This window comes from Brachybacterium sp. J144 (genome assembly GCF_036321705.1).
Lineage (GTDB): Bacteria > Actinomycetota > Actinomycetes > Actinomycetales > Dermabacteraceae > Brachybacterium.
The window spans coordinates 16,125-39,444 of record NZ_JAZDCG010000033.1 but is presented as its reverse complement, the minus strand read 5'-3'; the positions used below and the strand labels follow the sequence as shown (position 1 = coordinate 39,444).

At 73.8% G+C, this 23,320-nt stretch carries 21 protein-coding genes; 11 read left to right on the top strand and 10 right to left on the bottom strand.

The annotated features are described in order from the left end of the window. The first annotated feature begins 194 nt into the window (after nt 1-194). Together V1260_RS13355 and V1260_RS13350 are read left to right on the top strand one after the other, a co-directional pair. Complete coding sequence (locus tag V1260_RS13355; RefSeq protein WP_329747316.1) at nt 195-569, top strand: hypothetical protein; 375 nt, start codon at nt 195-197, stop codon at nt 567-569. Between the two features lie 93 nt (nt 570-662). Next, entirely contained in the window at nt 663-935 is a 273-nt protein-coding gene (locus V1260_RS13350) for a 2Fe-2S iron-sulfur cluster-binding protein (RefSeq protein WP_329747315.1), read from the top strand. Between the two features lie 95 nt (nt 936-1,030). Here V1260_RS13350 and V1260_RS13345 read toward each other — a convergent pair whose 3' ends face one another. The 3 genes from V1260_RS13345 to V1260_RS13335 are packed head-to-tail and all read right to left on the bottom strand — an operon-like array spanning nt 1,031 to nt 3,220. Further along, complete coding sequence (locus V1260_RS13345) at nt 1,031-1,261, bottom strand: hypothetical protein (RefSeq protein WP_329747314.1); 231 nt, start codon at nt 1,259-1,261, stop codon at nt 1,031-1,033. A gap of 10 nt (nt 1,262-1,271) precedes the next feature. Continuing rightward, nucleotides 1,272-1,739 carry a hypothetical protein gene (locus V1260_RS13340; RefSeq protein ID WP_329747313.1) on the bottom strand — a complete coding sequence of 156 codons (468 nt, stop codon included), beginning with the start codon at nt 1,737-1,739 and terminating at the stop codon, nt 1,272-1,274. Next, entirely contained in the window at nt 1,736-3,220 is a 1,485-nt protein-coding gene (locus V1260_RS13335; RefSeq protein ID WP_329747312.1) for a PspC domain-containing protein, read from the bottom strand. The genes V1260_RS13340 and V1260_RS13335 overlap by 4 nt, the downstream gene beginning before the upstream one ends. Before the next feature lie 159 nt (nt 3,221-3,379). On the opposite strand from V1260_RS13335, the gene V1260_RS13330 reads away from it, so the two are divergent. After that, nucleotides 3,380-4,768, top strand: a complete 1,389-nt coding sequence (locus V1260_RS13330) for a sensor histidine kinase (RefSeq protein ID WP_329747311.1) — start codon at nt 3,380-3,382, stop codon at nt 4,766-4,768. Next, nucleotides 4,765-5,430, top strand: coding sequence for a response regulator transcription factor (locus tag V1260_RS13325; RefSeq protein ID WP_329747310.1), 666 nt, complete (start codon nt 4,765-4,767; stop codon nt 5,428-5,430). The genes V1260_RS13330 and V1260_RS13325 overlap by 4 nt, the downstream gene beginning before the upstream one ends. 48 nt (nt 5,431-5,478) lie before the next feature. On the opposite strand, the gene V1260_RS13320 is transcribed toward V1260_RS13325, so the two are convergent. The 7 genes from V1260_RS13320 to V1260_RS13290 all read right to left on the bottom strand — a co-directional run bounded on the left by V1260_RS13320 (nt 5,479) and on the right by V1260_RS13290 (nt 14,720). Beyond that, entirely contained in the window at nt 5,479-7,311 is a 1,833-nt protein-coding gene (locus tag V1260_RS13320; RefSeq protein WP_329747309.1) for an ABC transporter ATP-binding protein, read from the bottom strand. Next, a complete protein-coding gene (locus V1260_RS13315; protein WP_329747308.1) occupies nt 7,311-8,126 on the bottom strand; it encodes an SDR family oxidoreductase in 816 nt (271 codons plus the stop codon). The genes V1260_RS13320 and V1260_RS13315 overlap by 1 nt, the downstream gene beginning before the upstream one ends. A gap of 51 nt (nt 8,127-8,177) precedes the next feature. Further along, nucleotides 8,178-9,149 carry a cation diffusion facilitator family transporter gene (locus V1260_RS13310; protein WP_329747307.1) on the bottom strand — a complete coding sequence of 324 codons (972 nt, stop codon included), beginning with the start codon at nt 9,147-9,149 and terminating at the stop codon, nt 8,178-8,180. After that, complete coding sequence (locus V1260_RS13305) at nt 9,149-9,586, bottom strand: ArsR/SmtB family transcription factor (protein ID WP_329747306.1); 438 nt, start codon at nt 9,584-9,586, stop codon at nt 9,149-9,151. Before V1260_RS13305 ends, V1260_RS13310 begins: the two co-directional genes overlap by 1 nt. A gap of 47 nt (nt 9,587-9,633) precedes the next feature. Continuing rightward, a complete protein-coding gene (locus tag V1260_RS13300) occupies nt 9,634-11,112 on the bottom strand; it encodes an FAD-dependent oxidoreductase (RefSeq protein ID WP_329747305.1) in 1,479 nt (492 codons plus the stop codon). Next, on the bottom strand, nt 11,109-13,325 hold the full coding sequence (locus tag V1260_RS13295; protein WP_329747304.1) for a molybdopterin oxidoreductase family protein: 2,217 nt from the start codon (nt 13,323-13,325) through the stop codon (nt 11,109-11,111). Before V1260_RS13295 ends, V1260_RS13300 begins: the two co-directional genes overlap by 4 nt. Nucleotides 13,326-13,445: 120 nt before the next feature. Next, nucleotides 13,446-14,720, bottom strand: a complete 1,275-nt coding sequence (locus tag V1260_RS13290) for a dicarboxylate/amino acid:cation symporter (RefSeq protein WP_329747303.1) — start codon at nt 14,718-14,720, stop codon at nt 13,446-13,448. 105 nt (nt 14,721-14,825) lie between these two features. On the opposite strand from V1260_RS13290, the gene V1260_RS13285 reads away from it, so the two are divergent. From V1260_RS13285 to V1260_RS13255, 7 genes are all read left to right on the top strand, one after another. Beyond that, nucleotides 14,826-15,638: an ABC transporter permease gene (locus V1260_RS13285; RefSeq protein WP_442878160.1), complete on the top strand. Its 813-nt coding sequence runs from the start codon at nt 14,826-14,828 to the stop codon at nt 15,636-15,638. Continuing rightward, nucleotides 15,631-16,482 carry an ABC transporter permease gene (locus V1260_RS13280; protein ID WP_329747302.1) on the top strand — a complete coding sequence of 284 codons (852 nt, stop codon included), beginning with the start codon at nt 15,631-15,633 and terminating at the stop codon, nt 16,480-16,482. The genes V1260_RS13285 and V1260_RS13280 overlap by 8 nt, the downstream gene beginning before the upstream one ends. Continuing rightward, entirely contained in the window at nt 16,479-17,501 is a 1,023-nt protein-coding gene (locus tag V1260_RS13275; RefSeq protein WP_329747301.1) for an ABC transporter ATP-binding protein, read from the top strand. The genes V1260_RS13280 and V1260_RS13275 overlap by 4 nt, the downstream gene beginning before the upstream one ends. A 109-nt stretch (nt 17,502-17,610) precedes the next feature. Next, on the top strand, nt 17,611-18,906 hold the full coding sequence (locus V1260_RS13270) for a hypothetical protein (protein ID WP_329747300.1): 1,296 nt from the start codon (nt 17,611-17,613) through the stop codon (nt 18,904-18,906). A gap of 77 nt (nt 18,907-18,983) precedes the next feature. Then, the gene (locus V1260_RS13265) at nt 18,984-20,042 is read left to right on the top strand and encodes a lipoyl protein ligase domain-containing protein (protein WP_329747321.1); all 1,059 of its coding nucleotides are present in this window, start codon (nt 18,984-18,986) and stop codon (nt 20,040-20,042) included. Nucleotides 20,043-20,108: 66 nt separating this feature from the next. Then, nucleotides 20,109-22,802 carry a valine--tRNA ligase gene (gene valS, locus V1260_RS13260; protein ID WP_329747299.1) on the top strand — a complete coding sequence of 898 codons (2,694 nt, stop codon included), beginning with the start codon at nt 20,109-20,111 and terminating at the stop codon, nt 22,800-22,802. Nucleotides 22,803-22,824: 22 nt separating this feature from the next. After that, on the top strand, nt 22,825-23,313 hold the full coding sequence (locus V1260_RS13255; RefSeq protein WP_329747298.1) for a hypothetical protein: 489 nt from the start codon (nt 22,825-22,827) through the stop codon (nt 23,311-23,313). Nucleotides 23,314-23,320: the final 7 nt, after the last annotated feature.

Below are 23,320 nucleotides of genomic sequence, written 5' to 3'. Positions count from 1 at the left end.
CGGACCGGTCGGCTGGGGCGGCCGGGCCGGTGGATCTGAGAGTAGCCCCGCCCTGCGCCGAGAGGGCCTGTTCCGCCCCGCTTCCGAGCAGGTCACAGCGAACCCGGTCCGCGCGCACAGGACCGGCACAGGTGGGCGGCCTTGCATGGTGGCCATCGGCAGATCGCCGCACGGGACCCGAGGGAGGATCCGGCATGGACGAGGACGGCACGACCGCAGGCGGACCCGGGGACGGTCCCGCGCAGGACCGCGCCGGCACCGGCTCGGAGATCGCGCATCGCGCGGAGCACGCCGCGGGTGGGGCCGTCGGGTCCGTCGGAGCCGGTGCACCGGATTCCGAGTCCCCGCGGAGCCTCCGCGGGAGGGCGACCGCGAGCGTCGCCGCTCTCGGCGCCGCGACCCTGCTGGTGCTGAGCTTCGGCCCCTCGGCGCTCGCCCTCTCCCCCACGCCGTCGGCCGCCGGATCGGCCGATGCCGCAGGCGCCGTGTGGACGACCCCGCTGACGGGCCAGACCCCGATCCTCGGCCTCCCGCCCCGCTCCGCGGAGGACGACGGCTCCGACGGGTGAGGCGTGCCTCACCTCCTGTGCGGTCGCCGAGGGTGGGAGACTGGTGGCTCCATGGAGCCGCCCGACCGGGTGGCCGACGCAGAAGGAGCGAGGATGTCGCTGTTCGGAGAGCCCTTCACCGCCAAGTGCCTGAAGTCCGGAATCACCGTCGAGGTCGCCGAGGGCCAATCCCTGCTGCAGGCGCTCCTGGACGCCGGGGTCTCGATGGACTACTCCTGCGAGGGCGGGGTGTGCGGCACCTGCGTGGTGCCCCTGGTCTCCGGCGACGTCGAGCACATGGACGAGTTCCTCATGGACGACGAGAAGGACTCGCAGATGATCACCTGCGTCTCGCGCGGCGAGGGCGAGATCGAGATCGACGTCTGATCGGCGCCGACGCCTGCTGATCGCCGCCGTCTGAACTGCGCCGATGCCTGATCGGCGCCGGCGGGTGAACCGCGCCGACGGCGGGGCCCCGCCGGTTACAGCCGCGGCCCCGCCACCACCCAGGCGAGCACCACCAGCGCGACCAGACCCGCGGCCGCCGCGAGCGCCGCGGCGAGCGGCACCGTCGGCCCCACCACGAGCAGGCCCAGCACCCCGAGGGTCGCGACCAGCAGCATCGCCGCGAAGAGCACCGGGCGGCCGCCGAGCGGCTTGCGCGAGCGGGCGGTCAGCGCGGGCTCGGAGCCGGGCGCGGTCGAGATTGCCATGGGGTCCTCCTCAGGGGTGCGGTGCGGCATCGGGCGCGGATCCTCCAGCGGTGGGTCCCCGGCCGGATCCGGTCCCCGGGGCACGTGATCCATCCTCCGCGGCGGCGGGATGCGGGGCGTCCCCCGCCAGAGGGGTGAGGGCTCCGTCTTTCGTCGATCCGTCCCCGGTGGCCGTCCTCCCCCGGGTGGAGGGGAGCAGGGCCAGCACCAGCACCACGAGCGAGAGCCCGAGCACGGCCGCCACGGCAAGCAGCCACAGCTCGATCCGCGGGACGGGCAGCACCGCCGCCGCCGTCCCGACCACGCCGAGCAGGAGCACGAGCCCCGTGCCCACCGTGCCGCGCCGCGCCCCTGCCCGCGCCCGGTCCTGCGCCGCTCCCGGTCCGGACAGCGCCGTGTCCTGTCCGCTCGGCGCCGGTTCCGCGGCTCCTCCCGCTGTCGTCATCCCTGCTCGTCCGTCCTGGACCGTCTCCGTCATGACCCCTCCTCGAATCGCACCAGCTCGACCTGCCCGACGCCCGGCCATCCGGTGACCCGCAGCGCCGGGGCCTCCCGAGCACCCGCCTCCAGCCAGTCCCCTCCGGAGCCGAGCTCGACGCGGATGCCGTCGAGGTCCCGGGGCAGCAGCACCGTCACCCGGCCCAGCAGCGGGGAGCAGTCGACGGAAACGGGCACGGGGCCCTCCCCGCCCTGCTCCTGCTGAGCCCGCCAGCGCGCCACGTCCGCGGCGTCCACGTCCCGCAGGTCGATGGTGACCGGCTGCGACCACGTCTCCGGGCCCTGCGGGCAGGTGCGGCGGTCCCCGACGGAGAGATCCTCCGCGGTGAGGATCAGCGGCGCGGCCGCGGGATCGTGCACGGTCCGCACCCAGGCGGTGCCCGACCCAGCGCCGAGCAGGGCGAGCACGCCGACCAGGCCGAGCACGATGCTGCGTCGGCCCCGCAGACCGATCACCACGAGGGCAATGCCGGCGACGACCGTCGCGAGCCACAGGCCCGCGGTCACCCGTCCGATCTGCGGCAGGATCCAGGCCTCCGCGAGCCCCCCCGCGAGCCCGGGATCGAGGTTCAGCACGAGGACGCCGGCCGCCGCGGCGGCGAGCATGCCGGCGAGGACGGCGAGGACGGTCCGATCGCTCGCCCGGGGCACCGCGGGCCGCGGCGGGCGGGACGCCGCGGAGGGGATCTGCGCCCCGTCGGCCGAGCTGGATCCGCCGTCGGCCCCCGCCTCCGCCTCGCCGAGCGCCGGACCGGTCCGCCCCTCGCCGAGGGAGGCCCAGGCCCAGGGAGCGCGGCGACGGTGCTCGAGGAGGAAGGCGTCGAGGCTCTCCCGCTCCGTGATCCCGGCGCGGTGGGCGAGCGCGGCCAGCACCAGGGCGGAGCGCGCGGCGCGCGAGCGCAGCGCGGCGTGGACGACCAGACCGCCCAGCAGCACCACGAGCGCGCCGAGCACGGCCGCAAGCGCCGGCATCTCGAGGACGCAGACCAGCAGCCACCACAGCCCCACCAGCAGCGTCGGCAGGAGGGCGAGCAGCGCGAGCGCGTCGGCGAGCCGGGCCCGTCCGCGCAGCATCGCGGTGAGCGGCACCTCCGCCCCGTCCTCGGGAGCGGGACGCCCGGGCTCGTCCGCGGAGCGGGGGCAGAGGAGCATGCCGACGAGGTAGAGCGGCACCCCGGGACCGAGAAGCGTGAGCAGCACGGCGATGAGCCGCAGCAACCGGACCGGCACGCCGATGGACTCGGCGAGCGCGGCACAGACCCCGGCGAGCCGTCCGCGTCCCGGCTCGCGGAGCGGAGCGCCTCGGAGGACCCGGTCCGCGGTGCCGCCGCCGCGCCGGGGGCTGACCTCGGCGCGGAGGGCGCGCAGCGCGGCGTCCTCGGGCTCCGCCGGGGAGGGCACGGGTCGGGCGCCGGTCTCTGGGGCGCTCGTCTCTGGGGCGCCGGTCTCGGTGTCGGTCATGGCGATCATCCTGCCGCGCGGGCTCGACCGGGGCGTCCGTCGACATCCCGGAGCCATCCCGGAGTCGTCCCGGAGCCGACCCTGACCCGTCCCGGAACGGACCCGGGAACGTGCCCTCGCTCCGTGCTGTCGTCCCTGTCCCGAGGCAGAATGCTGGGCATGACCGCGCTGACACCGACCGCCGACGCCTGGACCCGCCGCCCCGGGGCGGCGCCCCTGGCCGGCGTGTGCGCCGCCCTCTCCCGGGCGCTGCGCGTCCCGGTCCGGGTGGTGCGGGCGGCGGTGCTGCTCCCCGCCCTGCCGCTGCTCCCGGCCCTGCTGCTCCTGGGCGACCTGGGCTCCACCTGGTCCGCGGTGCGCGCGCTGCTGGTTCTGGCCGCGCCGAGCGTGCTCGGCTACGCGGCGCTGTGGTGGGCGCTGCCCGACGGCTCCGGGGATCACGACGAGCTGCCCCTGCCCGATGGGACGGCCGCGGTGCGGGGTCGGCCCCGCGAGGCGGCCGAGGCGGAACCCGCTCCTCGTCGTCGCGGGCTGCGGGGCGGGCGCTGGCTACTCGCGGCCGCGATCCTCGGCGCCGTCGCCGTGCTGCTCGTGGTGACCGTCGGCGCGGACCTCGTGCGCCTGCTGTCCGGGACCGGCACCGTGCAGCCGGCGTCGGCGAACGGGATCGCCGGTGCGGCGGTCCTCGTGGGCATGGCCTGCGCCGGCGTGGCCCTCGGGCTGATGCCGCTCGGGGACCTGGACCGGGACCGCTGGGCCGGCCGCACCTCGAGCATGCCGCTCGGTGCGGGGCTCGCCCTCCTCGGCGGGCTCGCCCTGCTGCTCCTCGCCCTGCTGGTGGCGGTCGCGTCGACCGCGGGGCAGACGCTCGCCCTGCAGCTCGCCCTCGTCGCCCTCGGGGTCCTCGCGCTGCTCGCCCTGCTGCTCGTCCCCTGGGGCAGGCGGCTGTGGGCGGGGCTGCGGGAGGAGACCGAGCAGCGGGCGGTGATGCAGCATCACCGGGAGACCACCGCGCACCTGCACGACTCGGTGCTGCAGACGCTCGTGGTGCTCCAGCGACCCGGGACCGCGGCGGAGGAGATGCGGCGGATCGCCCGTGTCCAGGAGCGGGAGCTGCGCCGCTGGCTGTACCGCGACGGCGCCTCCGAGGTCGATGCCGCCACCGAGATGCGCGCCGCCGTGGAGGAGCTGACCGCACGGATCGAGGACTCCCACGGGGTGGAGGTGAGCACGGTGATCGTCGGCGATGCACCGCTCGAGGAGCGGCACCGCCCGCTCCTCGGAGCGCTGCAGGAGGCGACGCTGAACGCCTGCCGCCACGGCCGCGAGGGCGTCGACGTCTTCGTCGACGTCTCCCCCGCCCAGGTGCAGGCCTTCGTCCGGGACCGCGGTCCGGGCTTCGAGCTCGCGGAGGTGCCCGCGGACCGGCTCGGGGTGCGGGAGTCGATCATCGGGCGCATGGAGCGGGCGGGCGGCCGCGCCGAGGTGCGCCGTGCCCCGGGCGGCGGCACCGAGGTGGCGCTGATCCTGCCGGGGGCGGGGTCATGAGCGGGCTGAGCGTGCTGGTCGTCGACGATCATCGCCTCTTCGCCGCAGGGGTCGCCGCCGAGCTGGTGCGCGCCGATCCGCGGCTGCGCGTGGTCGGTCAGGCGCACGACGTCGACACGGCCATCTCCGCGATCGACGCGCTGCGGCCCGACGTGGTGCTCCTGGACGTCCACCTCCCGGGCGGCAGCGGGGGCGGCGGGGCCGAGGTCGCCGCGGCGGTGACGGCCCGTGCGGAGGCCTCCGCGGGGTCGACGCGCCTGCTCGCGCTGTCGGTCTCCGACGCCGAGGAGGACGTGCTGGCCGTGATCCGCGCCGGTGCCCGCGGCTACGTCACGAAGTCCATCACCGCCGAGGACCTCGCCGCCGCCCTGCGGCGGGTCGCCGAGGGCGATGCGGTGTTCTCGCCGCGGCTCGCCGGCTTCGTGCTCGACGCCTTCCGCAGCTCGGTCCCGGCGACGCCCACCGACCTCGATCTGCTCTCCCCGCGCGAGCAGGAGGTGATGACGCTGATCGCCCGCGGCTACACCTATCGCGAGGCGGCGGCGAGCCTTTTCATCTCCGATCGCACCGTCGAGAGCCATGTCTCGAGCGTGCTGCGCAAGCTGCAACTCTCCGACCGCCGCGAGCTGATGCGCTGGGCCCGCGACCGCCGCGTGATCTGAGCGGCCCCGCCCGGACGGACCGCCTCAGGGGGCCGACGCCCGGACCGCTCAGTCCCGCGCCGCTCCCTCGTCCCGCGCCGCGAGCTCGGCGAAGGCTCCGCCCGCCGCGAGGAGCTCCGCATACGTGCCGCGCTCGATGATCCGGCCCGCGGAGAGGACCACGATCTGGTCCGCATGGCGGATCGTCGAGAGCCGGTGCGCGATGGAGATGACCGTTCGGCCGCGGGAGACGGCGTCGAGTGCCCCGGACATGGCGCGCTCGGTCGCGGTGTCGAGGGCGGAGGTGGCCTCGTCGAGCAGGAGCACGGGCGGGTCGCGCAGGATCGTGCGGGCGAGCGCGAGGCGCTGCTTCTCCCCGCCGGAGAACCGGTAGCCCCGCTCCCCCACGATCGTGGCGTAGCCCTCGGGCAGGGCGTCGATGTGGTCGTGGATCTGGGCGATCCGGCAGGCGGTGACGAGCTCCTCGTCGCTCGCGCCCGGCCGGGCGAAGCGGAGGTTCTCGGCGATGCTCGCGTGCAGCAGGTAGGTCTCCTGGGTGACGACGCCGAGGCATGCGGCGAGCGACTCGCGGGTCAGCTCGCGCAGGTCGTGGCCGTCGAGGGTGATCCTCCCGGCCGAGGGATCGTAGAGGCGGGCGAGGAGGTACCCGGTGGAGGTCTTGCCGGAGCCGGTGGCGCCCACGAGCGCGGTGTGCTTCCCGGCGGGGATCACGAGGTCGATGTTGTGGAGTGAGGGCTCCTCCGCCCCGGGATAGGTGAAGTCCACGTGCTCGAGGCGCATCTCGCCGCGGGCGGCGGCGGGATCCAGGGCGGTCGCGCCGGGGCCGTCGGTCACGGTGAGCGGGGCGTCGAGGTACTCGAAGACCCGGGTGAACAGGGCGAGGGACGCGTTGACCTGGTTCGCGACCCGGAGCATCCCGTTGATCTGCGGGAACAGGCTCGATTGCAGGGCGATGAAGGCGACGAGCGTGCCAATGGTGACCCCGCGGTCGGCGAACAGCAGGTGCCCGCCGAGGAGGTAGGTCAGCGCCGGGAACAGCGCCATCAGCGTGGTGAAGACGGCCATGTGCCAGCGGCCGGCCATCTCGGAGCGCACCTCGAGGTCGGCGAGCCCGCGGGAGTCGGCGGTGAAGTTCTCCACCAGGGCGCGGGTGCGCCCCATGGTCAGGCCCAGCAGGATCCCGGAGACGGACAGCGACTCCTGGATCCCGGCGGAGAGGTCCGCCGCCTTCTCCTGCCGCTGTTTGACGATCGCCCGGCGGCGCCCGCCCACGCGCCGGTTCATCCACACCGCGAAGGGCAGGGCGACGAGGGAGAAGAGGGTCAGGCGCCAGTCGAGGGCGAACATCGCCACGATCGCCATGAGGATCCCGGCGCCGCTCGAGACGATCTGGGTCATGACGTTGGTGACCACGGCCTGCATCGAGCCGATGTCGGAGAAGATGCGGGACTGGATCTCGCCGGTGCGGGTGCGGGTGAAGAAGCCCAGCCCCATTCGCTGCAGGTGGCCGTAGACCGCGACGCGCAGGTCGTGCATGACGGACTGCCCCACCCGGGTCGAGAGCATCGCCTGGGAGACGCCCAGGGCGCTGCCGACGATGGTGACGGCGATCAGCCCGCCGACGGCCCAGGCGAGCAGGTCCGCGCGCTGCTCGGGCAGGGCGACGTCCACGATCTCCCGCACCAGGAACGGGGAGACGACACCCGCCGCGGCGCCGAGCACGATCAGGGCGAGGACCGCGACGAGGGTCGCCCGGTACGGCGTGAACAGGGCGAGCACGCGGCGCACATCGGCCTTCTGCCCCCTCGGGAGCCGCTCCTCGGGTCCCCGGCCCCCGCCGCCCATGCCCATGCCGTGGCCCGGCATCCCGCCGTGGACCATCAGACCCCCTGGTGGCGCGCGACCCGATGCGCCGCGGCCTGTGCGAGCGGCCGCACCGTCACCAGGTCGAGGTTCACGTGGTGCGGGGCGTTCAGGGCGTAGGAGATGACATCGGCGCAGTCCTCGGCCGTGAGAGGGTTCTCGACCCCGTCGTAGACGGCGTCGGCCCGTTCCTGATCGCCGAGCCGCACGAGGGAGAACTCCTCGGTGTGCACCATGCCGGGGGCGATCTCGATGACGCGGACCTTCTTGCCGTTGAGCTCGAGGCGGAGGGCTGCGGCGAGCATGTGCTCACCGGCCTTGGCGGCGTTGTAGCCGGACCCGCCGGGGTAGGCCTCCTGGGCGGCGACCGAGGTAACGAACAGCAGGTCGCCGCGGCCGCTCGTCCGCAGGGCGGGCAGCAGGGCGCGGGTGACACGCACGGTGCCGAGCACGTTGATGTCGTACATGCGCTGCCACTTCTCGAGGTCCGCCTCCGCAGCGGGCTCGACGCCGAGGGCGCCGCCGGCGACGTGGACCAGGGCGTTGAGGTCCTCGCCGAAACACTCGCGGACCCGGCCGACGAGGGCGTGGACCGAGGCGTCCTCGGTGATGTCCACGCCCAGCACCTCGCAGCCGGTCTCCGCGGCGAGCTCCGCGAGGCGGTCCTCGCGGCGGGCGACGGCGAGGACGCGCCAGCCGTCGGCGACGAGCCGGGCCGCGGTCGCACGGCCGATGCCGGAGGAGGCGCCGGTGACCACGGCGGTCAGGGCGGGGGGCGGGACCGGAGACGCTGAAGACGCGGAGGACGCAGGGTGCGCGACGGGAGAGCTCATGGGTCCGAGCCTACGTCCGCCGGGTGCTCGCCCCGGCGCCCGCCCAGCCGCTCACCAGGAGCTCTCCTCGTCGGTGCGATGCTCCGCCGGTTCGATCTGCAGGGTGCTGTGGTCGAGGCCGTGGGCCTCGCGCAGCACCTGCTGGGCGGCGTCGAGCACACCGTGGGCGTCGGCCCCCGGCTCCAGCCGCAGGTGGGCGGAGAGCACGTCCATGCCGGAGGTGAGCGTCCACAGGTGCAGGTCGTGCACCTCGGCGACGCCGGGGACCTCCCCGAGGTGGGTCTCGATGCCCTCGGCGTCGAGATGGCGCGGGGTCTCCTGAGCAAGCACCCCGAACACCTCGCGACCCAGAGTCACCGCGCGCACGGCGATGAACGCGCCGATCGCGAGGGCGACGACGGTGTCGGCGAGGGCGCTGCCGGTGAGGGCCACGAGCACCGCCGCGACGATCACGCCGATCGAGCCGACGGTGTCCGCGAGCACCTCGAGGTAGGCGCCCTTGAGGTTCAGGCTCTCCTGCGCCCCGGCGGCCAGCAGGCGCATCACCACGAGGTTCACGAGCAGTCCCAGCACGCCGACGACGAGCATCGGGCCGGTGTCGATCGCCGCGGGGGCGCCGAGCCGGCCGATCGCCTCGATCACCACCCAGACGGCGACGGCCAGCATGACCATCACCGCGAGCAGGGAGGCGAAGACCTCGACCCGGTACAGGCCGAAGCTGAGCCGGCTGCTGCGGGCGGTGCGCGCGGCGAGCACGGTCGCGCCGAGGGCGGCGGTGAGGGTGAGGACGTCGGCGGCCATGTGCCCGGCGTCGGAGAGCAGGGCGAGCGAGCCGGTCAGGAGCGCCGCCGCGAGCTCGACGACGAAGAAGCCGCCGATCAGGACGAGGGAGATCGTGAGGCGGGAGCGATGGCGACCGCCGGCGCTGAGCGCCTCCGCGCCGCCGCCGTGGGAGTGGCCGTCGTGGGAGTGACCGCCGTGGGAGTGGCCGCCGTGGGAGTGGCCGCCATGGCTGTGCCCCATCAGGCTCCTCCCTCGCGCTCGGGATGCCGCAGCGGCGAGTGCGCCGTATGGGCGAGGGCGAGATCCAGCAGCTCGACGACGTGCGGGTCCTCGAGCCGGTAGTACATGCGGCGCCCCTCGCGACGTGGGGCGAGGACGCGATGGGCGCGCAGCAGCTTCAGGGCGTGCGAGGTCGCCGACTCGGACTGGCCGGCCGTGAGGGCGAGGTCGTGGACGCACAGCTCCCCGCCGCGCAGGGCGAGCAGGATCGTGAGCCGGTGGGGTTCGCCGAGGAGGGAGAGGACGTCCGCGACGCCCGCGACCGCGGCGGGCGCCGGCAGGTGCGCGCGGGCGTGCCCGACGGCGGCGGCGTCGACGGCCTCGGCGACCGCTGCGTCGGGTCCGGGGACGGGGACGGGACCCTCCCCCTTCCCCTGATCATCTGACAAGACGTTCATACGTCGAGGGTAGGAGCGGCCCGCACCCGAGGGCAAGGGGTCCCCGATCACACAGGGGCGGGCTCCCGGCCACGGGAGGCGTCCAGCAGCTCCTGGATTCGAGTGCGGCAGGTGCCGCATCCGGTGCCCGCACGCGTGGCGCGCGAGACCTCCGCCGTACTCCCGCAGCCCCCCGCGACCGCCGCACAGACGCTTCCCTTGGTGACGCCGTTGCACTGGCACAGGACGTCCTCCTCCGCCATGTCCGCCACGGAGGCCGCCGGGGCCGCCGTTCGCGCGGCGAGCGGCCGGGCCAGCAGGTGCACCGGGTCCCGCGGGACCGGGGTGCGCAGGGTGAAGGCGGCGCTGAGCTCCGCCGCAGCGTCCTCGTCCCCCACGATCGTCGCCGCGACCAGGCGTCCCTCGTGCACGACCACCTCCGTGAAGCGGCCGCCGGAGGGATCGGCGAGCCGCACGGACCGCGGGGCGTGGAGCCCGGGGCCCGGCCGCTCGATACGACCCATCGTCACGAGCGCGAGGCCCACCGCCTTGACCCGCACCAGGTCCCCGCCCGTGCCGCGCGTCGGCACCGGCGCCGATGCCTCCTCCGCCCGCGGACGCCAGGACTCGACCAGTCGGCGAGCCTGCTCCCAGCCCTGGGCGACGAGCCCGCTCACCCCCTCGGGCGGCTGGGCGCAGTCGCCGATCGCGAAGACGTCCGGGTCCCCCGGGCAGGAGAGGTCCTCTCCCACCAGGATCCCCGCCCCGCACTCGAGGCCCGCCGCCGCGGCGAGCGCCGTCTGCGGCACCGTGCCCGTGCACAGCACGAGGAGGCCCGCGGGCCGCACGGAGCCGTCCGAGAGGTGCACCGCCTCGAGACGACCCGTCGGTGCCTCCACGCCCGTCGCGCTCGCCGAGGTGACCACGGTGATACCGAGCGTCTCGAGCGCGCCGTGCACGATCTCCGATGCGTCGCGGTCCAGCTGGCGCTCCATGAGCCGCTCGCGGTGATGGACGAGGGTCACCCGCGCCCCGCGCCCGGCGAGACCGGTGGCGACCTCGATGCCGAGCACGCCCGCACCGAGGACGACGACGTCGCCGCCGTCCTCGCAGCGGCGGAGGATCCGCTCGGCGTCGTCGAGGTCCTTCAGGGGGCTCACCCCGTCCACGAGGCCCGCACCGTCCGTGCCGATCCCCGGCGAACGCAGCCCGGGGACGTCGGGGATCCGGGCCGCGGAGCCGGTCGCGAGCACCAGGCGGTCGTAGGGGTGCGCCTCGCCGAGCTCGTCGTGGACCAGGTGCGCCGCGCGGTCGATGCGCACGGCCCGCACCCCGCGCAGCACGCGCGCCCGCTCGGGTCCCACCTGCTCGAGGGCGAGCGCGGCAGGATCGGCCGTCCCGGCGACCACCGAGGAGAGCTGGACCCGGTTGTAGGGGTCGTGGTCCTCCTGGCCGAGCACCGTCAGGCGCGCCTGCGGATCCGCCGCCGCGAGATCTGCGACGACCCGGGAGCCGACCATTCCGTGGCCGATCACGACGATCCTCATACGGCGCTCCTCTGCTGGACGGTGAGCACATGGGAGGCGGGGACGGACCGGGGTGCCGGGAGCACCTCGAGCGCCGTCACCTTGAAGCCGGGCATGCCGGAGAGCGGATCGGTCGCGCTGCCCGTGAGCAGGTTCGCGCTTCCGTCGCCGGGGTAGTGGAAGGGCATGAAGACGGTGTCGGGTCGGATGTCGTCGGTGACCTCCGCCGGCACGCGCAGCTCGCCGTTGCGGGTGCGGAGCAGGACCTCCTCGCCGTCCTCGATGCCGAGGAGGTCCGCGAGCAGGGGGTGCATCTGGGCGAAGGCCGCGGGTCGCGCGGCGAGCAGGGAGGGCACCCGGCGGGTCTGTGCCCCGGACTGGTACTGCTCGAGCAGTCGCCCGGTGACGAGGTGCAGCGGCGCGTCGGCCCGGAGCGGATCGGCCGGGTCCTCGTGCGTCACCGGGAGCAGGCGGGCACGACCGTCGGCCGTCGGGAAGCCGTCGAGCAGCGCATGCGGCGTCCCCGGATGCTCCGGGGCGGGGCAGGGCCAGTGCATCGACCCCTCGCGGTCCAGCCGCTCATGGCTGAGACCGGAGTAGTCGGCGCGGCCGCCCGCGGAGGCCCGGGCGAGCTCGTCGAACACGGCGGAGGCCTCCGCCGGGAAGCCGTCCGGAACGCCGAGCCGCGCGGCGAGCTCCCGGAGGATCCACAGCTCGCTGCGCGCCCCTCCCGGAGCCTCGCGCGCCCGGCGGCGGCGGATCACGCGGCCCTCGAGGTTCGTCATCGTGCCCTCCTCCTCCGCCCACTGGGTGACGGGGAGGAGGACGTCGGCCAGCAGCGCCGTCTCCGAGGGGACGGTGTCCAGGACGACGAGGAGGTCGAGCGCAGCGAGCCGCTCCCGCACCCGGGAGACGTCCGGTGCCGAGACGACGGGGTTCGCCCCGCACACGAGGAGCGCGGAGGGACCGCCCTCCGCGCCGAGCATGCCGAGCAGCTCGACGGCGGGGACGCCCGGGCCGGGCAGGGACTCCGGGTCCACGCCCCAGACGGCGGCGACATGCGCCCTGTCCCCCGGGTCGGTGATCTTCCGGTAGCCCGGCAGCTGATCCGCCTTGAGCCCGTGCTCGCGACCGCCCTGCCCGTTGCCCTGGCCGGTGAGCGGGCCGTAGCCGGAGCCGCGACGGCCCACGAGGCCCAGCAGCAGGGCGAGGTCGATCGCGGCGGTGACGGTCGCGGTGCCCTGGGTGGACTGCTCGACCCCGCGGCCGGTGAGCACATAGGCGCCGCGACCGCCGCGGGACGGGGAGGCATCGGCGAGCATCCGCGCGACCTGCCGCAGCCGCCGGGCGGGGACCCCGCACACGGCCTCCGCCCGCTCGGGCCACCAGGCGGCGGCGCTCGCCCGCAGCGACTCGAGGCCCGTGGTGCGCGCGGCGACGTACTCGTGGTCCACGAGGTCCTCCGCGAGCACCACGTGGAGCAGGGCCAGCAGCACCACGAGGTCGGTGCCGGGCACCGGGGCGAGGTGCACGCCGGCGCCCTCCGCGGTGAGCGCCGCCGTCGCCGATCCGCGCGGGTCCGTGACCACGAGGCCGCCGCGGGAGCGCACGCCCTCGAGGTGCTGGACGAAGGGCGGCATGGTCGCGGCGAGGTTCGATCCGAGCAGCAGCACGCAGTCCGCTCCGGCGAGGTCCGGGAGCGGGAAGGGCAGGCCGCGGTCCAGGCCCAGCGAGCGGTTCGAGGCCGTCGCCGCGGCGGACATGCAGAAGCGGCCGTTGTAGTCGATGAGCCGTGAGCCGAGGACGACCCGCGTGAACTTGCCGAGCGCGTAGGCCTTCTCGTTGGTGAGCCCGCCGCCGCCGAACACGGCGACGGCATCCGCGCCGCGGCGCTCCCGCAGCTCGTGCAGGTGGGTCGCGACGTGGTCGAGGGCCGCGTCCCAGCCGACCTCCCGCAGCACCCCGTCCGCGCCGCGCAGCTGCGGGGCGGTGAGCCGGTCGGGGGCGGTGAGGACCTCCGCGGAGGTCCATCCCTTGCGGCACAGCCCGCCCTGGTTCGTGGGGAAGTCCCGGCCCTCGACGGTGAGCACGGGGGCGCCGTCGGCTCCGCCCCCGGCGACGGGAATGAGCGTCTGCGCGCACTGGAGCGCGCAGTAGGGGCAGTGCGTCGCCGTCCCCGACGGGGCGGTGCCCGCGGGGACAGCACCCGCGGGGGCGCTCGGAGTGCTCGGCATGGGCCGAGCGTGCGCGGCGGGAAGGACTCGCGTCGGCCCCGGGTCACCGCCCGGGACGCCGGGTCACGATCCGGTCACGGAGGCCCGGCGATCTCGCCGCCCGGGCCGCCGCCGCTGCGATCAGACGCCTTGGACGTGCGGGGCTTCGTCGACCGAGAGGTCTCCCGAGACGCGGCCCCGGGACAGGCGCCCCATGACCGCGGCGATCGCGCCGTCGCCGGTCACGTTCGTCGCGGTGCCGAAGGAGTCGATCGCGATGTACGAGGCGATCATCAGCCCCACCGCGGCCTCGCTGAAGCCGAGCATCGAGGAGAGGATGCCGGCGGCCGCCATGATCGCGCCGCCGGGGACGCCCGGTGCCGCGATCATCACCACGCCGAGCATCAGCACGAAGCCGGCGAGCGCCCAGATGTCGATCGGCATGCCCGTCACGAGCATGATCGCCACGGAGAAGGTGGTGATCTTCAGCGTCGAGCCGGCGAGGTGGATGGTCGCGCACAGCGGCACCACGAAGCCGGCGACCGCCTCGGGCACCCCGTTGCGCTTGGTGCACTCGAGGGTGACCGGGATGGTCGCGGCGGAGGAGCTGGTGCCGAGCGCTGTCATGTAGGCCGGGGCCATGGTCCACAGCATCCGCAGCGGGTTCTTCCCCACGGCGAGCCCGGCGACGGTGTACTGCGCCAGGAGCACCACCACGGTCATGGCGAACACCAGCAGCACCACGGCGAGGAAGGTGCCGATCACGGTCCAGATCTGGCCGTTCATGGTCAGGCCCAGGAACATGCCGAAGATGTAGACCGGCAGCAGCGGGATGATGACCGCCTCGATGGTGCGCACCACGATCGTGCGCAGCTGCTCGAAGCTCTCCTGGAGGGCGCCGCGGCGCACCAGCGTCAGACCGATGCCGAGGCAGAAGGCGAGCACCAGCGCGGTCATCACCTCGATGACCGGCGGGATCTCGATCGAGAAGTACGGGGCGATCGCGGAGTCCTCGGGGTTCTCGAGGCTCACCACCTCGGCGCCGTCGAGCATCCGCGGCAGCACCAGCAGGGACAGCGCGAGGGCGAAGAAGCCGCAGACGATCGTGGAGAGATAGGCGACGCCCGCCGTGGCGGCGAGCAGCTTCCCGGCGCCGCGGCCGAGCTCGGCGATCGCCGGGGTCACGAGGCCCACGATGATCAGCGGGATGAGGAAGCCGAGGAAGCCCGAGAAGAGGCCGTTGAAGGTGGTGAAGACCCGGGCGATCGCCTCCGGCATCACCAGGCCCAGCAGGATGCCGAGCACGATCGCGACCGCGATCCGCGGCAGCAGGCCGAATCGGGGACGACGCGGAGCGGCCGGGCCCGCGGGGTCGGGAGCGACGGTGCTCTCGGCAGGGGTGTCGACGGAGTTCATGGCAGTCCGGTTCAGGAGGAGGGGGGCGGGACCGCCACAGGCTACTGCTCCGGGACCCCGCTGGAGCGACCGACCGATCGCACCCCCTTGCGGCATGCCTCGCGGATGGCTACTGTCGCGCGGGTGTCCGTGCACTGGAGGGTCGCCGTCGCCGCCTTCCGGCAATACTCGACCTACCGCCTCGCCACCGCCGCCGGGGTGTTCACCAACTCGGTGTTCGGACTGATCCGGGCCTCGATCCTGTTCGCCGCGATCGCGACGGCCGACGGCGAGCTGGCCGGGTACACCGCACTGCAGGCCGCGACCTACGTGTGGCTCGGACAGGCGCTGCTCGCCCCGATCGAGGCCTTCGGGACCCGCGAGGTGTCACAGCGGGTGCACCATGGCGACATCGCCGTGGACCTGCTCCGCCCGGTGCCCTTCCTGACCCTCTTCTACGCGCAGAAGCTGGGCCGCTCCTCGTTCCTGCTGCTGGGGCGGGGCCTGCCGCCGTTGCTGATCGGCGCTCTGATCACGGGGCTGGCCCTGCCCGAGGATCCGCTGTCCTACCCGCTGGGGCTGCTCTCGCTGCTGCTCGCGATCACGCTCGCCTTCCTCGCGGACATGCTCGTGAACCTCGCGGCCTTCTGGCTCGTGGAGACCCGCGGGCTGTCGGTCGTGTACATGGCGGTGATGAACCTGCTGTCCGGGTTCCTGATCCCGATCGTCTGGTTCCCCGACTGGCTGCTCGCGATCGCGCGCGCTACCCCCTTCCCCTCGATGATCCAGACACCGATCGACACCCTCTCGGGGAGGATCCCCGTCGCGGAGGCGGCGGGCCTGGTCGCGGTGCAGGCGGGCTGGATCGCGGTGCTCGCCCTCGCCGCGTGGGCGGTGCTCCGCGCCGGGGTGCGCAGCCTGGAGGTGCAGGGTGGCTGAGCGCACCGACCCCGCCGGCCGGCCCGACCCCGCGGACCGGCCGGTCTCGACGCCGCGGATGATCTGGATGCTGTACGCCTCCCGGATCCGCTCGCAGGCGACCTTCCGCACCAGCTTCCTCGCCGACGTGCTGGGTCAGCTGCTGGTGGTCGGCATCGAGTTCCTCGAGCTGTGGGTGATCCTCACCCGGGTCGGCACTCTCGGCGGCATGACCCTCGCCCAGGTCACGGTGGTCTACGGGCTCGGCGCCCTCGCCTTCGGCCTCGCCGACATGCTCTTCGGGGAGACCGACTCGCTCTCCGCCGCGATCCGCTCGGGCAAGCTCGAGACCCTGCTGCTGCGCCCGGTGCCGATGCTGCTGCAGATCTCGAGCCTGGACCTGTCGCTGCGGCGCATCGGGCGGATCGGCGTGGGCCTGGTCATGTACGTCGCGGCGCTCGTCGTCGCCGACTTCTCCCCCCGCCCGGAGACGCTGCTGCTCGCCGTGATCGCGCCCCTCGCGGGCGCCGCGATCTTCGGCGGGCTGTTCGTGCTCGCCGGCGCCCTGCAGTTCTGGCTGATCGACGGGCGCGAGTTCGCGAACGCCTTCACCTACGGGGGCAACTACGTCGCCACGACGCCCGGCGCGGTGTTCGCCCTGCCACTGCGGGCCTTCTTCACCTTCGTCATCCCGGCGACCCTGGTCGCCTACGCCCCCACCCTCGTCCTGCTGGACCTGCCCGGTCCCGCGCTGATCCCGACGTCGGCCGGCTGGGCGGGCGCGCCCGCCGCCGTGCTGGTGTGGATCCTCGCGGCCGTGCTCTGGCGGGCGGGGGTCCGCAGATACACAGGAGCCGGCGGATGAGCACCCCCGAACCCACCAGACCCGATGCCGCCACCGCGCCCGTCGCCCCCGCCGTCGTGCTCGAGGGCCTGCGGCGGGACTACACGGTCCGCGCGGCCGATCCCGGCGAGCGTCGCCGGCGCCGCCGAATCGTGCGCGCCGTCGACGACGTCTCCCTGCGCATCGAGCGCGGGGAGGCGGTGGGCTTCGTCGGCGCGAACGGCGCCGGGAAGTCGACCACCATCAAGATGATGACCGGGATCCTGCGGCCGACGGCGGGGTCGGTGCGGGTGCTCGGGCGCGATCCGGTGCCCGAGCGGCGCCGTCTGGCGCGCGAGATCGGTGTGGTCTTCGGGCAGCGCTCGCAGCTGTGGTGGGACCTGCCGCTGCGGGAGTCCTACGGGATCCTCGGCGCCATGCACCGCCTGACGGAACGGCAGCGCGAGGCCCGGCTCGAGCGGCTGGTCGAGGGGCTCGGCCTCGCGAGCTTCCTCTCCCGCCCGGTGCGCCAGCTGTCCCTCGGCCAGCGGATGCGCGGCGAGGTCGCGGCGGCGCTGCTGCACTCCCCCGAGCTGGTGGTGCTCGACGAGCCGACGATCGGCCTGGACCTGGTCTCGAAGGAGGGGCTGCGCCGGTTCCTGCGCGAGGACCGGGCGGAGCGGGACTCGACGCTCTTCCTCACCACCCACGACATGGGCGACGTGGAGCGGCTCTGCGAGCGGATCGTCGTGGTCAGCGAGGGCACGGTCGCCTACGACGGCTCCCTCGAGGACTTCCGCCGGCATCTCGGAGCGCCGCGCGAGCTGATCGTCGACCTCGCCGCTCCGCGGGACCGCCTCGAGCTGCCGCCCGGGGTGCAGGAGGCCGGGGTCGAGGCCGACGGGATCCGGCACCGGCTCCGCTTCTCGGGGCAGGAGCACACGGTGCCGGGGATCCTCGCCGCGATCGGGGCCCAGGCGGAGGTGCGCGACCTCTCCCTCAGCGAGCCCGCGATCGAGGATCTCGTGCGGCGGATCGCCCAGAGCGGCCCCGCAGTCTGACCTTCGCGGGCCCTCCGCCCCACGTCGTCACACGTCTTCCCCTGCCACCTGCGATGTCACAGACTGGGCGGGGTCATAATGGACGACTACCCCCGCGCGAAGGAGGACCATGGCCCGCTCGTACGCCACCGTCGGTCAGATGCTCACCTATGCCGTCGACCGAGCCTCCTCCTCCCCGGATCTCGAGAACTGGTCCGAGCGCAATGTGCGCGTCGAGGTGATGCTGCGCCACATGCTCGAGTTCGTGCTGATGTCCCCGCGCAGCCGCGGCGCCTTCCTGCGCGTGGTGGGTCGCACGGAGCACACCACCGGCTCGATCACGGCTGCCCCGCGGCTGCGTCGCTCCTCCCCAGACCTCGTCGCCGAGCTGCTCCCCTCGGACACCGAGAGCGACGACGGGGCGCGCCTGGCGATCTCGCTGCGCGTCGGCGGTCCCTTCTCGACCGGCCAGCTGCAGCAGATGCGGACGGCGCTGGGATCCTCCCCGCAGCATCTGCTGCTCGCGATCGCCCGCCACACCGATCGGGCCGAGCTCGACGGACCGGTGCCGGACGGCGTCGTCGCCACCAGCTGGGCGCGCGTCGGCCGCCGCATGCCGAAGGCGGATCCCGGTCACGCCCATCTCTGGGAGACCCTCGGCGAGGTCGGCGAGAACGCGGGCCGACCCGTCGTGCAGTTCCCCGTGGACGCGAAGCGCCTGCTCACCGACAAGGACACCGCCCGCGAGTTCCGCGCCCACCTCGACGTGCTGCACCATGCCTCCCGGACCCTGTTCGGCACCAGTCCCCGCTTCTCCACCCGCCGCGGTCAGACCGACGCCCACCTGCAGGCCGGCGTGGGCCGCACCCGCACCGGCCTCGAGTTCGGGGAGACGGACCACGGCTCCCCCGTGCACTTCCTGCGCACCGGCCAGTCGCCGGTCCCGCTCGGCATCGGCGCGCTGGTGGACGAGGCGGACCGTGCCGACGCCGAGGAGCGGCTCGCGCAACTGACCCGGCGGACGGCCTGGCGCACCGAGGCCGGCTCCCCGCCTGAGACGGGCGAGCTGATCGGCGAGCCCGCCTCCTCCGCCGTCGAGGGCGCCCGGCTGCTGCTGTGGGCGGTGCTGAACCCGATGCTGCTGCGCGACCGCGGCTTCGACCTCGCCCCCGCCCGCCGCCAGCCCGCCCTGACCGCGACCTCCTTCGGGGTGCGCCTGGTGCAGCGCGGCGATGACTCCGGCACCGAGTACCGCCTGTGGGTGGGCGGCTCGCGCGAGTGGCGGAATCTCATCCCGCGGGTCACCCGCGAGGAGACCCCGGACCGGCCGTCCGAGACCTACGCGGTCGCGCCCCGCAAGAGCCAGTCGACGGCGGACTTCGTCTGGGAGGTCCACAAGGCGCTGCGCTCGCTGACGATCCGCTGAGGTACGGTCCCGGGCCCCCGGCCCCCGTCCCTCCGGCGCACAATGGAGCCATGGTGACCCCCGAGGAGACGCAGGTCCTGCACGGCGAGTACAAGGTGCGGGGAGGGAAGCTGGTCGCCGTCGACGTGACGGCGGAGGACGGCCGGATCGCCTCCGCGCACGTCTTCGGCGACTTCTTCCTCGAGCCCGACGAGGCGCTCGAGGACCTGAACTCCGCCCTGAGGGGCATGCCCACCGAGGCGACCGCCGCCGAGCTCGCCGCCGCGATCACCGACCGCCTCGCCGGGCGCCCCGAGCCCGTGCAGATGATCGGCTTCGACGCCGAGGCGGTCGCGATCGCGGTGCGCCGCGCGCTCGGGCACGCCTCGAGCTGGGAGGACCTGACCTTCGAGGTGATCCCTCCCGTCGTGCTGCCGCCCGTGATGCACGTGGCGCTCGACGAGGTGCTGCCGCTCGAGATGGTCGCCGGTCGGCGCGGGCCCACCTTCCGCCTCTGGGACTGGGACTCGCCGCTCGTGGTGATCGGCTCCTACCAGTCGCTGCGCAATGAGATCGACCCCGAGGGCGCGGCACGGCACGGCATCGGCGTGGTGCGGCGCATCACCGGCGGCGGCGCCATGTTCATGGAGCAGGGCAACTGCATCACCTACTCCCTGGTCGTCCCCACCTCGCTGGTGGAGGGGCTGAGCTTCGAGCAGGCCTACGCCTATCTCGACGACTGGGTGATGGGCGCCCTCGCCGAGATCGGGGTGAAGGCCCGCTACGTGCCGCTCAACGACATCGCCTCCGAGCAGGGCAAGATCGGGGGCGCGGCCCAGCGCCGTTTCGCGGGCGGCGTGCTGCTGCACCACGTGACGATGAGCTACGACATCGACGCCGCCAAGATGGGCGAGGTGCTGCGGATCGGCCGCGAGAAGCTCTCCGACAAGGGCACCCGCAGCGCGAACAAGCGCGTGGACCCGATGCGCTCCCAGTCGGGACTGGCCCGGGAGCGGATCATCGACGGGTTCCTGGACTACTTCCGCGCCCGCTACGACACGACCGAGTCGACGTACACCGAGGACGAGCTCGCGCGAGCCCGGCAGCTCGTCGAGACGAAGTTCGGCACCGAGGAGTGGACCGCGCGGGTGCCGTGACGCGACAGCGCTCACACTGCCGACGCCTGCGTTGCACCGCTCCGCAGACCTGGAACAATGTCCCGCATGACCGACACCGCATCGCGCCCTGACGCCCAGACCTCGATCCCCGATCGTCCCTCCCTCGAGGGCCTCGAGGAGAAGTGGGACGGCGTATGGAGCGAGCAGCAGCTGTACGCCTTCGATCCGGAGACCACCCGTGATCAGGTGTTCAGCGTCGACACCCCGCCGCCCACGGCCTCGGGTTCCCTGCACGTCGGCCATGTCTTCGGCTACTCGCAGGCGGACATGATCGTCCGCTACCAGCGCATGCGCGGGAAGAACATCTTCTACCCGTTGGGCTGGGACGACAACGGCCTGCCCACCGAACGCCGGGTGCAGAACTACTACGGCGTGCGCTGCGATCCGTCGCTGCCCTACGACCCTGACTTCACGCCCCCGCAGGAAGGCGGCGACAACAAGTCGGCGAAGGCCGCGAACCAGCTGCCGATCTCCCGCCGCAACTTCATCGAGCTGTGCGAGCGCCTCACCGAGATCGACGAGAAGTCCTTCGAGGACGTCTTCCGCGCCCTCGGCCTCTCCGTCGACTGGAACCACGGCTACCAGACCATCAACGCCCACTCCCGCGCGACCTCCCAGCGAGCCTTCCTGGAGAACCTCGCCGCCGGCCAGGCGTACCAGTCCGAGGCCCCCACCATGTGGGACGTCACCTACCGCACCGCCGTCGCCCAGGCGGAACAGGAGGATCGCGACCGCGAGGGCGCCTACCACCGCCTCGGCTTCACCCGCACGGACGGCTCCGGCGAGAAGGTCGTCATCGCGACCACCCGCCCCGAGCTGCTACCCGCGTGCGTGGCCCTCGTCGCCCACCCCGACGACGAGCGCTACCAGGGCCTGTTCGGCACCACCGTCACCTCGCCCCTGTTTGGTGTCGAGGTGCCCGTGCTCGCCCATCCCCTCGCCCAGCCCGACAAGGGCGCCGGCATCGCGATGATCTGCACCTTCGGCGACGCGAACGACGTCACCTGGTGGCGCGAGCTCGAGCTGCCCACCCGCTCGGTGATCGGCCGCGATGGCCGCTTCCTCCCGGAGACACCGTGGATCACCTCCCCCGAGGGGCAGGCGAACTACGCCGAGCTCGCCGGGCTCACCGTGTTCAGCGCGCAGAAGCGCGTGGTGGAGATGGCGACGGAGTCCGGCGACCTCACCGGCGAGATCGAGAAGATCTCCCACCCGGTGAAGTTCTACGAGAACGGCGACAAGCCGCTCGAGTTCGTGACCTCCCGCCAGTGGTACCTGACCAACGGCGGCCGCGACCAGTCCGAGGGCGGCCTGCGCGATGCGCTCATCGCCCGCGGCAAGGAGCTGACCTGGCACCCCGCCCACATGGAGTCCCGCTACCGCAACTGGGTCGAGGGCCTCGCCGGTGACTGGCTGATCTCCCGCCAGCGCTTCTTCGGCGTGCCCTTCCCGGTCTGGTACGGCGTCGGCGCCGACGGCGAGACGGACTACGACGCCGTGCTGACCCCGTCCGTGGACCGGCTCCCGATCGACCCGACGATCGACGTGCCCGAGGGCTTTACCGAGGAGCAGCGGAACCAGCCCGGCGGCTTCGTCGCGGACCCGGACATCCTCGACACCTGGGCCACGTCCTCGCTCACCCCGCAGCTCGCGGGCGGCTGGAACTCCGACGCAGAGTCCGATGGGCTCTTCTCGAAGGTCTACCCGATGGACCTGCGCCCCCAGGGCCACGACATCATCCGCACCTGGCTGTTCTCCACGATCGTCCGCTCGCACCTGCAGCAGGACGCCCTGCCGTGGAAGCATGCCTCGATCAACGGCTGGATCCTGGACCCGGACCGCAAGAAGATGTCCAAGTCCAAGGGCAACGTCGTCACCCCCATCGGCCTGCTGCAGCAGCACGGCTCCGACGGCGTCCGCTACTGGGCCGGCCGGGCCCGCCAGGGCGTGGACACCGCCTTCGACGAGGGCCAGATGAAGATCGGCCGTCGTCTCGCGATCAAGATCCTCAACGCCTCGAAGTTCGCGCTCGGCTTCGGCGAGGCCCCCGCCGATCCGGCGGGCCGCCTGGCCGCCGATCCCGCCGTCGTCACCGATCCGCTGGACCGGGCGCTGCTGGCGAACCTCGCCGAGGTCGTCGAGCAGTCCACCGTCGCCTTCGACGACATGGACTACGCGCGGGTGCTCGAGCTCGTCGAGCCCTTCTTCTGGGCCTTCTGCGACGACTACATCGAGCTGGTCAAGGAGCGCGCCCACGGCAACTCCGCGACCGGGCAGGCCGGAGCGGACTCCGCGCGGGCCGCGCTCGCGATCGCGCTCGAGGTGCAGCTGCGGCTGTTCGCCCCGGTGATCGTCTTCGCGACCGAGGAGGTGTGGTCGTGGTGGCGGGACGGCTCGGTGCACACCCAGCCCTGGCCCGAGGCCGCACCCCTGCGCGAGGCCGCCGCGGGGCAGGACGCCGCCCTGCTCGACGCGGTCGCCCAGGCCGCGATCGTGGTGCGCCGCCTGAAGTCCGATGCGAAGGTCTCGCAGAAGACGCCGGTGCTCTCCGTGACGGTGCGCGCTCCGCAGGCCACGGCCGCACACCTCGAGGCCGCGCGCGACGACCTGATGGCACTGGGCCGGATCGAGGCGCTCGAGATCGTCGGCGGTGAGGTCGAGGGCATCACCACCGAGGACGCCGTGCTCGGCGAGCCGCCGGTGAAGCAGCCGCGCAGCGGCCAGGGCGCCGCGTCCTGACCGGGGGATCGATCGGTCCCCGATGAGTGCTCGCACCTATCGCAGCGGGTCGGCGACGATGCTGCGCGTCGTCGGCCCGCTGATCGCCGTCGTCGACATCCTCGTGTTCGTGCCGCTCCCGGTGCTGCTGTGGCTCTCGAGCGAGGACGCCTCGGTGCTGCTGATGCTGCTGTTCGTCCCGATCGGCGTGATCGCCGGGGTGTTGCTGTTCCTGGCGGGACAGCGCTCCTCGGTCACGGTCAGCACGGAGGACGTCTCCTGGCGGACTCTCACCAGCGCCCGCCGCACGGTTCCCTTCTCGGCGGTGCGCGGGGTGGAAGTGCCCACGGCACGGCGGGGTCCCACCGGGGTGCGCCTTCACCTGCTGGACGGGAACATCGTGGCCGTCGGCGCCCTGGCCATGTCCTCCGGAGAGGGCGGCAACTCCGCCGACGGCGGCTACCTCCGTGCCGCGCAGGCGATCACTGCGGCGCACGCCGCGTGGTGGGCGCGCCACCCCGGCCACCGCTGAGGCGGAT

Coding starts and splice junctions, on each gene's coding strand:
- V1260_RS13355 (WP_329747316.1), top strand. CDS start 195: ATGGACGAGGACGGCACGACCGCAGGCGGACCCGGGGACGGTCCCGCG.
- V1260_RS13350 (WP_329747315.1), top strand. CDS start 663: ATGTCGCTGTTCGGAGAGCCCTTCACCGCCAAGTGCCTGAAGTCCGGA.
- V1260_RS13345 (WP_329747314.1), bottom strand. CDS start 1,261: ATGGCAATCTCGACCGCGCCCGGCTCCGAGCCCGCGCTGACCGCCCGC.
- V1260_RS13340 (WP_329747313.1), bottom strand. CDS start 1,739: ATGACGGAGACGGTCCAGGACGGACGAGCAGGGATGACGACAGCGGGA.
- V1260_RS13335 (WP_329747312.1), bottom strand. CDS start 3,220: ATGACCGACACCGAGACCGGCGCCCCAGAGACGAGCGCCCCAGAGACC.
- V1260_RS13330 (WP_329747311.1), top strand. CDS start 3,380: ATGACCGCGCTGACACCGACCGCCGACGCCTGGACCCGCCGCCCCGGG.
- V1260_RS13325 (WP_329747310.1), top strand. CDS start 4,765: ATGAGCGGGCTGAGCGTGCTGGTCGTCGACGATCATCGCCTCTTCGCC.
- V1260_RS13320 (WP_329747309.1), bottom strand. CDS start 7,311: ATGGTCCACGGCGGGATGCCGGGCCACGGCATGGGCATGGGCGGCGGG.
- V1260_RS13315 (WP_329747308.1), bottom strand. CDS start 8,126: ATGAGCTCTCCCGTCGCGCACCCTGCGTCCTCCGCGTCTTCAGCGTCT.
- V1260_RS13310 (WP_329747307.1), bottom strand. CDS start 9,149: ATGGGGCACAGCCATGGCGGCCACTCCCACGGCGGCCACTCCCACGGC.
- V1260_RS13305 (WP_329747306.1), bottom strand. CDS start 9,586: ATGAACGTCTTGTCAGATGATCAGGGGAAGGGGGAGGGTCCCGTCCCC.
- V1260_RS13300 (WP_329747305.1), bottom strand. CDS start 11,112: ATGAGGATCGTCGTGATCGGCCACGGAATGGTCGGCTCCCGGGTCGTC.
- V1260_RS13295 (WP_329747304.1), bottom strand. CDS start 13,325: ATGCCGAGCACTCCGAGCGCCCCCGCGGGTGCTGTCCCCGCGGGCACC.
- V1260_RS13290 (WP_329747303.1), bottom strand. CDS start 14,720: ATGAACTCCGTCGACACCCCTGCCGAGAGCACCGTCGCTCCCGACCCC.
- V1260_RS13285 (WP_442878160.1), top strand. CDS start 14,826: ATGGCTACTGTCGCGCGGGTGTCCGTGCACTGGAGGGTCGCCGTCGCC.
- V1260_RS13275 (WP_329747301.1), top strand. CDS start 16,479: ATGAGCACCCCCGAACCCACCAGACCCGATGCCGCCACCGCGCCCGTC.
- V1260_RS13270 (WP_329747300.1), top strand. CDS start 17,611: ATGGCCCGCTCGTACGCCACCGTCGGTCAGATGCTCACCTATGCCGTC.
- valS (WP_329747299.1), top strand. CDS start 20,109: ATGACCGACACCGCATCGCGCCCTGACGCCCAGACCTCGATCCCCGAT.
- V1260_RS13255 (WP_329747298.1), top strand. CDS start 22,825: ATGAGTGCTCGCACCTATCGCAGCGGGTCGGCGACGATGCTGCGCGTC.